Source organism: Aeromonas sp. Marseille-Q7275 (genome assembly GCF_965119515.1).
The window spans coordinates 95809-110442 of record NZ_CBCPLW010000011.1 but is presented as its reverse complement, the minus strand read 5'-3'; the positions used below and the strand labels follow the sequence as shown (position 1 = coordinate 110442).

The 14634-nt window shown below is 65.5% G+C and carries 11 protein-coding genes; 3 read left to right on the top strand and 8 right to left on the bottom strand.

The genetic code is table 11. From position 1 onward, the window contains the following. Positions 1-14: 14 nt before the first annotated feature. From rbsB to ACWPWQ_RS12330, 3 genes are all read left to right on the top strand, one after another. Positions 15-890: a ribose ABC transporter substrate-binding protein RbsB gene (rbsB, locus tag ACWPWQ_RS12340; RefSeq protein ID WP_041205808.1), complete on the top strand. Its 876-nt coding sequence runs from the start codon at positions 15-17 to the stop codon at positions 888-890. Between the two features lie 105 nt (positions 891-995). Further along, the gene (gene rbsK / locus ACWPWQ_RS12335; RefSeq protein ID WP_454009891.1) at positions 996-1928 is read left to right on the top strand and encodes a ribokinase; all 933 of its coding nucleotides are present in this window, start codon (positions 996-998) and stop codon (positions 1926-1928) included. Further along, positions 1928-2956 (top strand): substrate-binding domain-containing protein, encoded by a 1029-nt coding sequence (locus tag ACWPWQ_RS12330; RefSeq protein WP_454009890.1) that lies wholly within the window; start codon positions 1928-1930, stop codon positions 2954-2956. Before rbsK ends, ACWPWQ_RS12330 begins: the two co-directional genes overlap by 1 nt. Positions 2957-3017: 61 nt before the next feature. On the opposite strand, the gene ACWPWQ_RS12325 is transcribed toward ACWPWQ_RS12330, so the two are convergent. The 8 genes from ACWPWQ_RS12325 to pheT all read right to left on the bottom strand — a co-directional run bounded on the left by ACWPWQ_RS12325 (position 3018) and on the right by pheT (position 14634). Then, positions 3018-4676, bottom strand: a complete 1659-nt coding sequence (locus ACWPWQ_RS12325; RefSeq protein ID WP_454009889.1) for a diguanylate cyclase domain-containing protein — start codon at positions 4674-4676, stop codon at positions 3018-3020. Next, entirely contained in the window at positions 4673-5155 is a 483-nt protein-coding gene (locus tag ACWPWQ_RS12320; RefSeq protein WP_454009888.1) for a hypothetical protein, read from the bottom strand. Before ACWPWQ_RS12320 ends, ACWPWQ_RS12325 begins: the two co-directional genes overlap by 4 nt. Positions 5156-5240: 85 nt before the next feature. After that, the gene (gene cobB, locus ACWPWQ_RS12315) at positions 5241-6014 is read right to left on the bottom strand and encodes a Sir2 family NAD+-dependent deacetylase (protein WP_202045789.1); all 774 of its coding nucleotides are present in this window, start codon (positions 6012-6014) and stop codon (positions 5241-5243) included. Positions 6015-6086: 72 nt separating this feature from the next. Beyond that, entirely contained in the window at positions 6087-6701 is a 615-nt protein-coding gene (locus tag ACWPWQ_RS12310; protein WP_139434416.1) for a GNAT family N-acetyltransferase, read from the bottom strand. Positions 6702-6704: 3 nt separating this feature from the next. Next, entirely contained in the window at positions 6705-7955 is a 1251-nt protein-coding gene (locus ACWPWQ_RS12305; RefSeq protein WP_319913536.1) for a response regulator, read from the bottom strand. Between the two features lies 1 nt (position 7956). After that, a complete protein-coding gene (locus tag ACWPWQ_RS12300) occupies positions 7957-11880 on the bottom strand; it encodes an ATP-binding protein (protein ID WP_454009907.1) in 3924 nt (1307 codons plus the stop codon). Positions 11881-11934: 54 nt separating this feature from the next. Next, the gene (gene ihfA, locus ACWPWQ_RS12295) at positions 11935-12231 is read right to left on the bottom strand and encodes an integration host factor subunit alpha (protein WP_005300715.1); all 297 of its coding nucleotides are present in this window, start codon (positions 12229-12231) and stop codon (positions 11935-11937) included. A 3-nt stretch (positions 12232-12234) separates the two neighbouring features. Continuing rightward, entirely contained in the window at positions 12235-14634 is a 2400-nt protein-coding gene (gene pheT / locus ACWPWQ_RS12290; RefSeq protein ID WP_454009887.1) for a phenylalanine--tRNA ligase subunit beta, read from the bottom strand.

The following is a 14634-nucleotide window of genomic DNA, read 5'->3' as shown; positions in this document are numbered from 1 at the left end:
CAAGGAATGAAATGATGAAAAAGCTCAATACCCTGCTCGCTGCCGCCATCATGTCCGTGCTGGGCACCGCCCAGGCCGCCGATCAGACCCTGGCCATGGTGGTCTCCACCCTCAACAACCCCTTCTTCGTCACCATGAAGGAGGGAGCCGAAGCCAAGGCCAAGGAGCTTGGCTACGAGCTGGTGGTACTGGACTCCCAGAATGATCCGGCCAAGGAGCTCTCCAACGTGGAAGATCTCACCGTGCGCAAGGTCAACGCCATCCTGATCAACCCCACCGACTCCGAAGCCGTGGGCAACGCCATCCGCCTGGCCAACAAGGCCAATATCCCTGTGCTGACCCTGGACCGCGGCGCCGCCCAGGGTGAGGTCAAGGCCCACATCGCCTCCGACAACGTGGCCGGTGGCAAGCTGGCCGGTGACTTCATCACCGAGAAGCTGGGGGCCGGCACCAAGGTGATCCAGCTCGAAGGGATAGCCGGCACCTCCGCCGCCCGTGACCGTGGCGAGGGCTTCGCCCTGGCGGTCGCCGCCAACAAGCTGCAGGTGCTGGCTTCCCAGCCCGCCGACTTCGACCGTACCAAGGGGCTGAACGTCATGGAGAACCTGCTGGCGGCCCACCCGACCGTGCAGGCGGTGTTCGCCCAGAACGACGAGATGGCGCTGGGTGCCATCCGCGCCGTGCAGGCGGCCGGCAAAGAGGTGATGATCGTCGGCTTCGACGGCACCGACGATGGCAAGGCGGCGGTGGCCAAGGGTAAACTGGCCGCCACCGTGGCCCAGCAGCCGGCGCTGATCGGTGCCATCGGCGTGGAAACCGCCGACAAGGTGCTCAAGGGCCAGCCGGTGGAGCAATCCATCCCGGTGCCGCTGCAAATCGTCAGCAAGTAAGCATGACGGGGGAGGCTCGCCTCCCCCTTTGTCTCCGGTGCGCAGGCAGAGCCTCCCGGCTTGGGCTCACTCAAGCCAAGATGTTCTCAATCAAGGGTGATCGATATGAATCGTCTCGTAGTTCTCGGCAGCGTCAATGCGGATCACGTGCTGCGCGTCCCCCACTTTCCCCGTCCCGGTGAAACCCTGACCGGTCACAGTTACCAGGTCGTCCCCGGTGGCAAGGGGGCCAATCAGGCGGTGGCCGCCGCCCGGTTAGGAGCAGAAGTCTCCTTTATCGCCCGCATCGGCGACGACGCCATCGGCCGCCAGATGAAGGCGGGCTTCGCCGCCGATGGCATAGAGGTGAGTGCGGTGGAGCAGGACGAGCGCCTCCCCACCGGCATCGCCATCATCTATGTGAGCGACGAGGGGGAGAACAGCATAGGCCTCTCCACCGAGGCCAACGGCGCCCTCGACACCGCCATGGTCAGACGCCATGAGGCCCTGATCGCGGGCGCCCATACCCTGCTGCTGCAGTTGGAAGTGCCGCTCGACAGCGTGCTGGAGGCTGCCCGTCTGGCCCGTGCCCACGGCACCCGGGTGGTGCTCAACCCGGCGCCCGCCCAGCCGCTCTCGGCCGACCTGCTGGCGCTGGTGGATCTCATCACCCCCAACCAGACCGAAGCCGAGCTGCTGACCGGCGTCAAGGTCACCGACGAGGCGAGCGCGGCCCAGGCGGCGGCCCGTTTCCACCAGATGGGGATAGCGGACGTGATGATCACCCTGGGGTCCCAGGGGGTCTATTGCAGCAACGGCCGGCAGCAGGCGCTCATTGCGGGCTTTCGGGTCGAGGCGGTGGACACCACGGCCGCAGGCGACACCTTCAACGGCGCCCTGCTGGCGGCCGAGCTGGCCGGTGCCAGCTTCCAGGACGCGGTGCGCTTCGCCCACGGGGCGGCCGCCCTCTCGGTGACCCGCTTCGGGGCCCAGAGCTCGATCCCGGGCAAGCAGGAGGTCGACACCTTCCTCCAGTCCCAAGCGGCGCAGGGGCACTGATGGCCAACATCAAGGAGGTGGCGGCGCGGGCGGGGGTCTCCACCACCACAGTCTCCCACGTCATCAACGAGACCCGCTTCGTGGCCGAGGAGACCCGGGAGCGGGTCTTCGCCGCCATGCGCGATCTCAACTATGCCCCCAGCCTGGTGGCCCGCAGCCTCAAGGTGAAGGAGACCAACAGTATCGGCATGCTGGTCACCACCTCCAGCAACCCCTTCTTCGCCGAGGTGGTGCGCGGGGTGGAGCGCTACTGCTTCGAGCAGGGCTACAACCTGATGCTGGGCAACACAGAGGGGCAGGCCGAGACCGCCCTCTCCTACCTCAAGATGATGCTCAGAAAACGAGTGGATGGCCTGCTCATCATGTGCAGCGAGGGGCAGCAGGAGGTGTTCAACCAGCTCGACTGGCTCAAGAGCCTGCCTGTGGTGGTGATGGACTGGGGCATGGAAAACAAGGAGGTGGATCTCATCGCCGACAACTCCCATCGCGGCGGCTATCTGGCGACCCGCCACCTGCTGGCCCTGGGTCACACCGAGATCGGCTGCATCACAGGCCCCCACAGCCGGGCCCCGGCCAATCAGCGCCTGGCGGGTTTCGAGCAGGCGATGGGAGAAGCGGGGCTCACCGTCAATCCGCACTGGATCCAGGAGGGGGACTTCGACTGCGCCAGCGGCGCCGCCGCCATGACCCGCCTGCTGGCATTGCCCAGGCGCCCCAGCGCCCTCTTCGTGTGCAACGACATGATGGCCATGGGGGTGATCAGCGCCGCCCACCAGGCGGGGCTTGTCATTCCACGGGATCTCTCCCTGGTCGGCTATGACAACGTGGCACTGGCCGAGTTTATGTGCCCGCCGCTGACCACCATCAATCAGCCCAAGGAGGAGCTGGGTCGCCTCGCCGTCACCCGGTTGCTGGCGCGGATCAACGGCGAGCAGATAGATAATCGCATGATCACCGTGGACCCAGACCTGGTGATCAGGCACTCCTGCGCCCCCTTGCAACCCTCCACTGCCACCCATCAGTCCTGATAGGCGCAATGACAAGGGCGGCCTCGGCCGCCCTTGTCATGCACTATCCGCCACCACCGGCTCAGCGGGGCTCCCGCTGCCTCCTCATATCCCCTTCCTGCGCCTCTGCCGGACGATCCAGGCGCAGCAGCCCCAGCTGGTGCGCCAGGGGCTGCAGCAGGGCATCGTGATCCGAGGGGTCGGGCAACCAGTAGCGCACCGGCCAGCCCGCGCGCAAGAGTGCGGGGGCGCGACTGCCCAGCTCACGCAGGGCCAGCACGCAGCCGCGCTGGATCAGCTTCTCCAGCAGCAGGGCATCTTCCGTCAGGGTCGGCAACGCCAGGATGAGCGTCCGCTCTCCCAGGGGCGGCAGATAGGCCAGCACATGGGCCAGCTGGGACTGCTGATGGAGCACCAGGAGCAGCGGCAGCCGCTGTTCGGCGTCCGTCAGCAGCCGTGCCACCACGGGGCCCAGGATACCGCGCTCCTGCATCCACTCCATGTCGCACCCCTGCTGACCCACCCGCCAGCGCAGCGTGATGCCCAGCACCTGTTGCCCCCGCTCGTCCTCCAGGCTCTCCGAGATGGTCTCCAGCGGCGAGGGCGCCGCCTCCGCCAGCCACTCCCGCAGCTGATGCAGCTGGCGCTGGCCCATGCTCAGGGAGGCCTTCATCGCCGGCTGGTACCAGATCAGGGTCGCATTGTCCCGCTTGGCCTGATTCAGCGCCAATATGGCCTGCTCCAGCAGCTGATCCCCATCCTCCCCCTCCCCGGCCCTGGCCACCCCGAAGCGACAGGCCAGATCGAAGCTGCTCTCCCGGGTCACGAACTCGAACTGCAGCAGGTCCACCATGGCCTCCATGCGGGAGGTGATCGCCTCCTGCCCGGCGGCCAGCACCACGGCAAATTCATCCCCTCCCAGCCGGTAGGCCCGACCTGGATAGGCTTGCCGCAGCCTGGCGGCAACCGCCTGCAGCAGGCGATCACCGACCTGGTAGCCGAGCAGATCATTGACCTGCTTGAACCGCTTCAGATCGAGCACCACCAGGGCCTGGACATGATTGCGCTGAAGGGACTGCCTGAGCTGGCCCTGCAAGGCGCGGCGATTACCGAGCCGGGTCATGGGGTCGAGCAGGGAGAGGCGGCGATTCTGCAGATTGGTGCGGATCAGGGCGAAGACCAGCACGCCCCCCATCACCAGCAGGATCAGTTGCCAGATCTGGATCCAGAACAGGCTCTGGCGCAGCTGATTGAGGGAGGCTTCCCGCTCCTGCCCCGAGAGGATCTGATCCCCTATCTGCTCCACCTGGCGGGTCAGCTCGGCAATCCGGATCAGCGACCGATCGAGGGCTTCCCCCTGTTGCAGCGCACCGGCCTGCATCTGGGGCTCGAGCGCCTTGATCTCGTCAAACAGCCCGGCCAGCACAGTCCCCAGCCCGTGACGGGCGCGCGCATCTGCGGTCTCGCTGCTGATCAGGAACACATCCAGCCGGTTCCACAGCAGATCGTAATCCAGGCTCAGGGTCTCCATCTCGAGGGCACCCGCCCGATAGAGGCGCAAATCGTAGAGAAAACGCTGGGATTCCTGCATCACCTGGCTGATGTTCCAGTGGATGTTGCGGTAGAAGACATCGACCAGCTGCTCGTGGCGGCTTTGCAGCAGCAGGCCCCAGACGGAGGAGAACAGAAACAGCAGAGAGATGGCTGCGAGCAACAGATTGTGGCGCTGTCGGCGGGTCACTTGACGACCTCGATGCGGATAGTCTGCCAGACCATGTTGTTGTGGATGGCGGAGACATCCATCTCGGGATGGGCCGAGAGAGGGATCAGCAGCCAGAGCGGCCCCTTGTTGCGGCGGGTGAGCGGCTTGTCATCCTGATAGCGCACCAGGGTCAGCGGCACCTTGGCAAACAGGGAGAGATCGACCCGTTGCCGATAGCCATTGAGCGCCACCACATCGAGCACGCTGGCCTCGGCGACCCCTTGCGCCGCCAGCATCGCCTTCAGGTCCGGGCCACGATAGCGGTGAACACCGGCGGTCCAGGGGGTCGCCGTCTCGAACTCGGTCTGCGGCAAGGCGGCCAGCGCCGCCTCATCCAGGCGGACCTCCCGCTTGTCTGGCAGGATCAGGTGCAACAAAGGTGAAGAAGAGGTTGCCTGAGTGCCGAACGTCGACAGCACCAGCAGAAGAAAAGCGGTTCCATGCTTGAAAATATTCATATCCCTTGCGCCAGCTGCATCCTTTATTTTACGGGTCAGTTTGGCGGCTTCATGGAGCCAATGCAACTATGTCATTTCTCAATAGCTATGGCCCACGCATCTCCATCCAGTTATGACCGTCGATCTGTTTGGGCTGGTGTACGCCGCAGCGTTGCAGCAATTCGTCCACGAAGGCTGGCACCAGCAGGGAGGCCGGGCCATAGCGCTTCTCGTCAAACTGGCTGCCTACCTCGCTCGGCTCCAGGTTGAGCTCGACGGTGTGAGCACCGTTGAGGCCAGCCTCATGGACAAAGCCTGCCGCAGGATAGACGGCCCCCGAGGTGCCGATGGAGATGAAGAGATCGCATTGCGCCAGCGCCGAGTAGATACGATCCAGCCCGAGGGGCATCTCGCCAAACCAGACCACATGAGGCCGCAACGGCTGGGGCAGCTGGCAGCAGGAGCAGAGCTCCTCCTGGTGGAGCTCCCCACGCCACTCGATCACCTGCCCGGAAACCGGACAGCGGGCCTTGAGCAGCTCGCCGTGCATGTGGATGAGGTGCTTGCTGCCCGCGCTCTCGTGCAGGTTGTCGATGTTCTGGGTGATCAGGGTCACGCGCCCCGGCAGCAGGCGCTCGAGGCGCGCCAGGGCATAGTGGGCAGGATTGGGGTGGATCTCGGCGCGTTGCAACTGATGGCGCCGCGCGTTGTAAAAACGCTGAACCAGTTCGGGATCCCGGGCGTAGCCCTCGGGGGTGGCCACGTCTTCCACCCTGTGCTCCTCCCACAGGCCGTCGCAGGCCCTGAAGGTCTTGATACCGGATTCGGCCGAGATGCCGGCGCCGGTGAGGATCACGATATGTTTGGCTGACTGCACCATGGTTGATTTCCTCCAACGGATCACAGGCTGACCTTAGCACAACCGGCTGGCCCGGCACATTCGCCCTTGGTCTTAGGAATGCCGGGGCACCAGGGTGTCGAGAACGCTCAAGTCCAGCCGCACAAACACCATCTCCCGCCCCGTCACCAGGGTCAGCGGCAACCCCAGCCCCTTCAGCAGGGCCAGCATGGGCCTGTTCTGGCCGAGCACCTCGGCGGTCCACTCGCGGATCCCCTCCCCGTGCGCCAGCAATGCCAGCGCCAGCAGGATGCGGCGACCGGCCCCCCTATGCTGAAAATGATCCGCGACTATGCAGGAGAACTCCGCCCTGTCGGGATGCAGGCGCCGCCGGATGGACTGGGCCATGGCCAGCGGTGCACCCTGCTCGTCGGTGAGCAGCAGCCCTATCTGGGGCGCTCTGGGGTAGTCGAGGAAGAAGGCGAGCTGATCGGCGGTGGCAGGCTGCTTGGCGCGCATGAAGCGCAGGTAGACACTCTGCTCGCTCAGCGCCTCGTAGGCCGCCTTCAGCCGCTCGGGATCGGATCCTGCCAGCTCCTGCAGCCGGCAGGGAATACCACCCACCTCCATCATCAGGGGCAAAGAGGCCCGCGAGCCGGGGTGTACCCAGCCCGCCAGCGCCCGGTGCAGGCGCGCCTCATCGGGGGGCCAGCAGAGGTAGCGCGGCACGGGCTACCAGCGCCCCGCCATGCCGAGATCCTGCCACTGGGCGGCATCCTGCAGGTTGAAGGGGTCGTCGAGATAGAGGGCCATGCCGAGCTCGCGAGCACGCCCGATGAAGCGGGCCAGCAGGGCGTCGGCAGCCATCGCCTCCAGCTCCGGCAGCAGATGCTGCCCCAGCAGCAGGCTCTGGATGGGCAGCCGCTCCAGCTGATCGAAAGGCAGGTGCTGGGCATTGTCGAGCAGCAGGGCTAGCCTGGCCCCGGCAAGACTCGCCTGCAGCACTAGGGCGAAGCGATCCGCCTGGTTCAGCAAATTATCCCGCCGATGGATGACCAGGGTCAGCTCGTTCGCCTGCCTGCCATGCTGCTCCAGCCATGCCTTGAGGGGATCCCAGTGAGGAGGCAGGCTGCTCACGGCCAGCCAGATTGGCAGGGGGCTGGAGGCCGCATCCGCCTGCAGGCCAAGCTGACCCCGCGCCTCTCCCTGCCAGCTGCGAATGGTGCGCTTCAGGCCACCCAGCCTGCGCTGGCGCTGCGGCCCCAGGTAGAGCGCCTTGAGCAGCCGCAGCAGATCGTCGCTCTGCAGCGGCTTGGCCAGGGCGGCCAGCACGTTGAAGCCGGCGTCGTGCAGCAGTCGCCTGGCGCCGTCGATCAGGGTCTGATCGTGGGCGGAGAGCAGTATGATGGGCAGGCCGCTGTGACGGTACTGGGGATGGCTCATCAGGAGACTGATGGCATCCTGCTCCGCCAGGCTGAGATCGCAGACCAGCAGCCCCACCGCCCCCTCTTCCAGCGCCTTGAGGCAACCTTCGCCGTCCTGCACCCAGTGGCAGGGCAGCCCCAGCGCCTGGATCTCCTGCTGGATGCAGGCCCCCTGGAAGGGGTGATCCTCGAGCAGCAGGATCTGGAGCCGGGCGAGCCAGTCCCGCCACCCCTGCTCCCGCGCCTGCAACCCCTCAAGCCAGGGATCCGACAGGGGGTAGATCCCCACCCCCGGGGTCTGCAGCCGCGGCAGATAGTCGGCCCCCTCGTGGGAGGCGGGATCGAACAGGGCGATGGCCCCGGCGGCGAACAACCCCTCCCACTGCCAGCTCGCGTCCGGCCGGGTACGGTGCAGACTGGCATAGGCCGGCAAGCCCGCCTCCTTTGCCGCCTGATGGGAGACGGCGTCCAGGGCATAGACACTGACGGGGTGAAATACCGGTTCCTGGCTGACATCTGACTCCAGCAGGGCCAACAACTCTTCATCTGTGATGATCATCTCATGCTCTCTCGCCCAGTTGCCGGCAGACCTCTACCACGGCCTGCTGCAATTCTTCCACCAAGGGGTGCCCGGGGGCTCGCTGCCAGCGCTCGATCACCTGTACCAGGGCGGCGGCCCCCACCATTTTGGCGGCCCCCTTCATCTTGTGTAAAGCCGTATTGAGGGCGCCTTCATCCCCTGCCGTGACGCACCCCTCAATCTCGGCCAGATCCTGACGAGCCGACTCCAGATAGAGGTTGATGAGCGCCGGGTTGAGCAGTGTCGTCATGGGGGTGATCTTGACCGAGCTCTCCACCAGGGGCGCACTGCTACGACCGGAGACGGTGCGCAGCAAGATGGCCAGCTCCTTCAGCAGGACGGGTTTGTCCAGATGACCCTGGCAGCCGCAATCCGCCAGACGCTGGGCCGCCTGCTCGCTGAGATCGGCGGTGATCACGTAGACCGGCAGCTGCTGCCAGCGCGCCGAGGCCCGCAACTGCTTGCAGAGCTCGGCACCGTCCATCACCGGCATCTGCAGATCGGTCAGCACCAGATCGACAGATTCCCGCGCCAGGATCTCGAGGGCCAGACGGCCATTGGCGGCGCTCAGCACCCGGGCGCCCAGCTGACTCAGCTGCATGCTGATCAGCACCCGGTTCACCTCGTGATCTTCCACCAGGAGGACCCGCATGCCGGCGCCCGGCAGATCTGCGACCTCCCCGCTCCCCTGAACCAGCCTGGGTTGCAGCAGACTCACCACGGCGCCCGGGATCCAGGGCTCCCCCTGCCAGGACCAGGCACGCAGTCCCTGTTCATCCTGGGTGGCGGCAAGGGCGGGCGCCGTCGCCTCCTCGGTCACGCCAAACTCGGCGAGCCAGGCCCGCACGTACGCCAGCTCCTCGGGGGGAAGCTGCAAGGACATCTGTTTGAACCTTGGCTGCCAGGGCGCCTTCTCCTGCGTCCCTTCGAGGGGCCATGCGCAGATGAAGCGGCTGCCGCCGGTGACCACCGGCTCGACCCGGATCTCCCCTCCCATCTGCTCCATCAGCTGGCGACAGATGGCCAGCCCCAAGCCGGTACCCTGGGCCCTGAGCTGGCCCAGCTCCTCCCCTTGCTCGAAGGGCTGGAACAGCCGGGGTAGCAGCTCGTCACTGATGCCGGGGCCCTGATCGTCCACCCCGCACCAGACCCAGTCCCCGTGCCGGCGGGCCCAGAGCACCACCTCCCCCCGCTCGCTGAACTTGATGGCGTTGGAGAGCAGGTTGTGCAACACCTGCTGCACCCTGTGGGGTTCGAGCGCCATCAGGGCGGGCAGCGCCGGATCCAGGTTGAGGCGCATCTGCAGGTGTTTGGAGCGCGCCTTGGACCAGTGCACCGCCGCCACATGCTCGCACAGCTCCACCAGATCGGTCGGCTGCAGGGAGAGCCGCAGCTGACGGCTCTCGTTGCGGCTGAAGTCGAGTACGTCGTTGAGCAGCCCGAGCAGCTCGTTGCCCGCCTGCCTGACGTGTGCCAGCACCGAGGCCTGCTCCGCGGAGAGCTCGGTCTGATCCAGCCACTCCAGCAAGCCCAGGATGGCGTTCATGGGGGTGCGGATCTCGTGGCTCACGGCGGCGAGGAAACGCCCCTTGGCGAGCACGGCCTGCTGGGCCTGCTCGTGGGAGAGCTGCAGAGAGTGCTCCTGCTCCACCCGGCTGGTCACATCCTGCACCACCCCAAAGACGCGCCACCCCTCCCCCTGACGGCGCCCTCTGCCGGAGAACTGCAGCCAGCGCGTGCCCTTGGTCGGATGCTGGTAGCGCAGCAGGTGGGAGAAGGGGCGCCCGGCCTGCAACATGGCCAACATGGGGGCGCGCATCTCCCGCCTGTCCTGGTGGGAGATGCGGGTCAGGGTCTCGTTGGGATTGAGGCGGATCTGCTGGCTGGCCAGCCCCAGCAGCTCATGGCTGCCGCGACTAACAAACTCCACCCGGGTGATGGCGCCCCCTTGCAGGGTGAACTGCAGCACCACCCCGGGCACCGTATTGGTGAGGGCCCGCAGGCGGCGCTCCGCCTGGCGCAGCAAGCGGGTGCGCTCGCGCAAGGCGCTGATGTCGGACAGGGCGATGAGATCCCCGGCCGGTGCCTGGGGACCCAGCCGCAGCGGGATCTGGGCATAGGAGTAGACCTGATCCCGCAGGGCTATCTCCCCCTCAGCCCCCTGCAACTGCGGGGACGGCAGGACGAGATCGGTGGCGTAGCGCGCCTCCATCCGCTTGGCCCGCTTGTTGCGCTTGATCACCTCCCCCTTGTCATTGCGCAAGAACACCGGCACGGGCAGCGCCTGGAACAGGGACTCCCTGAACTTGCTCTCCAGCGCCAGCGCCTGCTCCGCCTTCTGGCGTTCGCGCGCCTCCTGGGCCAGCTGCTGGCGGGAGCGCCAGACTGACCAGATCACCCCAGCGCTAATAAGGAGAGCCAGCAGGACAGAGCCAAGCCAGAAGCCGTAACTGACCCCCTCTTGCTGGTTCAGGACCAGGCGCCGCCAACGCTGGACCAGCTCGCTCACCTGGCGATCGTTGATCGTCATCAGGCTCTGCTCCAGCACCCCGGCAAGCCTTGGCTGATCCCGCCTGATGGCAAAGCCGAGGCCAAACACCTCAGGCAGCTCCGTGATGCTCAGCTCGCTCAGCTGGTTATTGCGCAGCGGATATTGCAGCTGATAGAGCTCGGCCAGCATGGCATCGGCCTCACCGCTCTGCACCGCCGCCAGCCCTTGCAACAGGTTGTCGGTCACCCCCCAGTCCTGTTGCCCGAACCGGGCCAGCAGGCTGGGGTCGTACAGCATGCGGGGCACGACCACCCTGCCCTTGACCGCGGCAAGGGCTTGATAAGCCCCCCGCTTGCGGCTGACCAGGGCATAGCGACTGGTTGCCACCGCGCGGGTGAACTCGAACTCCTCGTGCAGTGCCGGCGACTCCAGCAGACCGGCCATCATGGCGGCCTCCCCGCTGCGCAGCCTGGCGAGCGCCTCCTCCTTGCTGGCAACGGGGATCAGCTCGAAATTCAGCCCCGTCTGGCGGCTCACTTCCCGCAGCACATCGCCGCTCCAGCCGATGAGCTCACCCTGCTGGTTGACGCCGCTGTAGGGCATGAAGTCGGGATCCGCCACCAGCTTGATGGTGCGCGCGCTGCCGACCAGCCAGGCCTGCTCCTTGTCGGTGAAGTGCAAGGGGTTGATGTCCTGCTCGCTCTGGGGTAGATAGCGCCCCAGATCCCGGTAGAGGCTGCCCGGCGGCAGGAAGCGGATCGCCGTATCTATCAGCTCCTGCAACTGCGGCTTGTCGTCCATCATCAGCCGGTAGCTGATCACCAGATCGTCGCTGCGCAGCCGCCGCAGGCGCAGCCCCTCGTCCGGGAACTCCCGCATCAGGTAACGCAGTTGCAGATAGTCACCGAGGTAGGCGCTGCCCCTGCCCGCCACCAGGGCCCCGTACCAGTTCTCCGCATCGGTCAGGAGCCGCTGGGACGAGTGGGGATAGAGCCGCTGCAGAGTCTCCTCTGCCTGCCAGATGGGCGAGACCAGGAAGGTCGCCTGCTCGAGCTCCCCCCGATAGAGGATGGCGGACTCCGCCTCCAGCATGGCCCGGCTCAAGGCCGTGCCGGGCAGGGTCTCCCGGGTTGGGCCCACATGGGGGATGAGATCGCACTGCCCGCGCTGCAAGCCCTGCAGGGTCGCCGCCCAGTTGGGCAGTTTTTCAAAGCGCAGCGGCACCGGCAGTTGCCGGGCCAGGCGTTTCATCTGATCGATGAGCAGGCCCCCCTGCGCTTCCAGATAGGGGGGACGCTGCAGGGCCGGATAGCAGAAGGTCAGCCCGGTGAGCGTATCGGCATAGGCCTGGGTCTCGGCTGACAGGGGGAGCGTGGCGGCACGCAGCGGCAAGGCCAGCAGCGCACCAAACAGGAAGAGGGTCTTTATCATCGAAACGCAAAAGCCAGGCATTTGCCTGGCTTTTCTTTACTCATTGGGTTCAACATTTTCTACCCTGGCCTTGAGCTTCTGGCCAGGCCGGAAGGTCACCACTCGACGGGCGCTGATGGGAATATCCTCGCCCGTCTTGGGGTTACGTCCGGGACGCTGGTTCTTCTCACGAAGATCAAAGTTACCGAAGCCTGAAATCTTGACTTGTTCACCGCGCTCGAGCGCCTGTCTGATTTCCTCAAAGAAGGCTTCCACCATGTCTTTGGCTTCACGCTTGCTCATCCCGAGCTGGGTGAACAGGTGCTCTGCAATGTCGGCTTTGGTAAGCGCCATAGATCAATCCCTCAAGGATGCATTCAACTCTTCACCAAGGGCCCGCACGACATTGTCTACGGTCTCGGCAATCTCTTTCTCCTCCAGGGTGCGCTGGGTGTCTTGCAACACTAGACTGATGGCCAGGCTCTTCTTGTCCTCTGCCATACCAGCCCCCTGGTATACGTCGAACAAGTTTATTCCAACTAACTGATTTCCGCCAACTTTTTTAATTACTGCCAGGACGTCACCGGCCAGAACCGCAACGTCGACCACCACGGCGATGTCACGGCGGTTGGCCGGGAAGCGGGAAACTTCGGCCGCAACCGGCACCTTGGCAGGGGTCAGCTTGTCCAGCTCCAGCTCGAACATCACGGCACGGCTCTTGAGACCCAGCTTCTTCTCGAGGCTAGGGTGGATAACGCCGATGTGGCCGATGACGGCGCCATTGCGCAGGATGGCGGCGCTCTGGCCCGGGTGCAAGGCGCTGTGCTCGGTACGCTCGAAGCTGAAGGTGGCCCCTTCGGCGGTGAGATCCAGTACGGCTTCCAGATCCCCTTTCAGATCAAAGAAGTCGCTGCCACGGCTCTTGACGTCCCAGTGCTCGTCGCTCTGGTTGCCGGTGATGATGCCGGCCAGCATGGGCTCCTGACGGATGCCGTTCTCGGCGCTCCCGTCCTTGATGAAACGCAGGCCCTGCTCGAACAGACGCACACGGCCCTGCTGACGGTTCTGGTTGTAGACCACCGCCTGCACCAGACCCGGGAACAGGGAGACACGCATGGCGGACATCTCGACCGAGATGGGGTTTGGCAGCACGATGGCATCGCTCTGGGGGAACAGGGTCTGCTGGGCCTTGGGATCCACGAAGCTGTAGGTGATCGCCTCCTGGAAACCTCTGTCGACCAGCAGGTCACGCACCCGCTTCAGGGTCACCTGGCCTTCGGCCTGCTCCACCATCGCCAGGGAGGCGGCGGGTTTCAGGTTCGGGATATTGTTGTAGCCGTAGATGCGGGCCACTTCCTCGATGAGGTCTTCCTCGATGGCGATATCGAAACGCCAGGAGGGGGCCAGCGCGGTCCAGCCGTCGGCGTCCACGGTCACCTGCATGCCTAGGCGGGTCAGGATCTCGAGCACCTGGGCGTCGGCCACGCTGATGCCGATCACCTTGTCGAGCTTGGCACGACGCAAGCGGATGGGGGCAGCCTTGGGCAGATGGGCATCGGATTTGACCTCGATGACGGGGCCCGCTTCACCGCCGCACTCTCCGCCACAAATGTCCAGCAGCAAACGGGTGGCTCTGTCCATCACCTTGGCCTGCAGCTCGGGATCGACCCCGCGCTCGAAGCGGTGGGAAGAGTCGGTGTGCAGGCCGTAGGCACGGGCACGGCCGGTGATGGAGAGCGGCGCGAAGAAGGCGCACTCCAGCAGGATGTCGGTGGTGGTCTCGGACACACCGGTGCGATCGCCGCCGAAGATACCGGCCATGCAGGCAGGGCCTTTGGCATCGGCAATCACCAGGGTGTTGTCTTTGAGCTTCACCTCGGTACCGTCGAGCAGGGTCATCGGCTCATCGCTACGGGCGCGGCGCACCACCAGCTCCCCTTCCAGCTTGGCCAGATCGAAGGCGTGCATCGGCTGACCGTATTCCAGCAGCAGGTAGTTGGTGATGTCGACGATGGCGTCGATGGAGCGGATGCCGCCACGGCGCAGCTTCTCCTGCATCCAGAGCGGGCTCTGGGCGCTCAGGTTCAGCCCCTTGATGACACGGCCCAGATAACGGGGGCAATCGGCCGGCGCCTCGACCCGGATCGGGAAGCTGGCGTCAATGGTGGCGGCGGCAGGCGTCCAGCTCGGCTCGACCACGTCGACGCTGTTGAGCACGCCGATTTCGCGGGCCAGACCCGCGATGCCGAGGCAATCGGCCCGGTTCGGGGTCAGATCCACGTCGATCGCCACGTCATTGAGATTGAGGTAGTCGCGAATGTCGGTGCCGATGGGGGCATCGGCCGGCAGCTCTATGATGCCGTCCGCTTCCACCTCGATACCCAGCTCGCTGAAGGAGCAGAGCATGCCGTGAGACGGTTGGCCACGCAGCTTGGCTTTCTTGATGGTGAAATCGCCCGGCAGGGTCGCGCCCACCTTGGCCACACACACTTTCAGGCCGGTACGGCAGTTCGGCGCGCCGCAGACGATGTCCAGCAGCTCGGCCTCCCCCACGTTGACCTTGGTCACCCGCAGCTTGTCGGCGTCCGGATGCTGGGCACACTCGACCACTTCACCCACCACCACGTTGTTGAACTGGCCGGCGACCGCTTCGATGGCATCGACTTCGAGGCCTGCCATGGTGATCTGCTCGGCCAGTGCGTTGTCACTCAACTCGGTGCGGACCCACTCCATCACCCAGGATTTACTGAATTTCAT

Excerpts from the sequence above, each read along its gene's own strand:
- rbsB (WP_041205808.1), top strand. The coding sequence starts at position 15 with ATGAAAAAGCTCAATACCCTGCTCGCTGCCGCCATCATGTCCGTGCTG.
- rbsK (WP_454009891.1), top strand. The coding sequence starts at position 996 with ATGAATCGTCTCGTAGTTCTCGGCAGCGTCAATGCGGATCACGTGCTG.
- ACWPWQ_RS12330 (WP_454009890.1), top strand. The coding sequence starts at position 1,928 with ATGGCCAACATCAAGGAGGTGGCGGCGCGGGCGGGGGTCTCCACCACC.
- ACWPWQ_RS12320 (WP_454009888.1), bottom strand. The coding sequence starts at position 5,155 with ATGAATATTTTCAAGCATGGAACCGCTTTTCTTCTGCTGGTGCTGTCG.
- cobB (WP_202045789.1), bottom strand. The coding sequence starts at position 6,014 with ATGGTGCAGTCAGCCAAACATATCGTGATCCTCACCGGCGCCGGCATC.
- ACWPWQ_RS12305 (WP_319913536.1), bottom strand. The coding sequence starts at position 7,955 with ATGATCATCACAGATGAAGAGTTGTTGGCCCTGCTGGAGTCAGATGTC.
- ihfA (WP_005300715.1), bottom strand. The coding sequence starts at position 12,231 with ATGGCGCTTACCAAAGCCGACATTGCAGAGCACCTGTTCACCCAGCTC.
- pheT (WP_454009887.1), bottom strand. The coding sequence starts at position 14,634 with ATGAAATTCAGTAAATCCTGGGTGATGGAGTGGGTCCGCACCGAGTTG.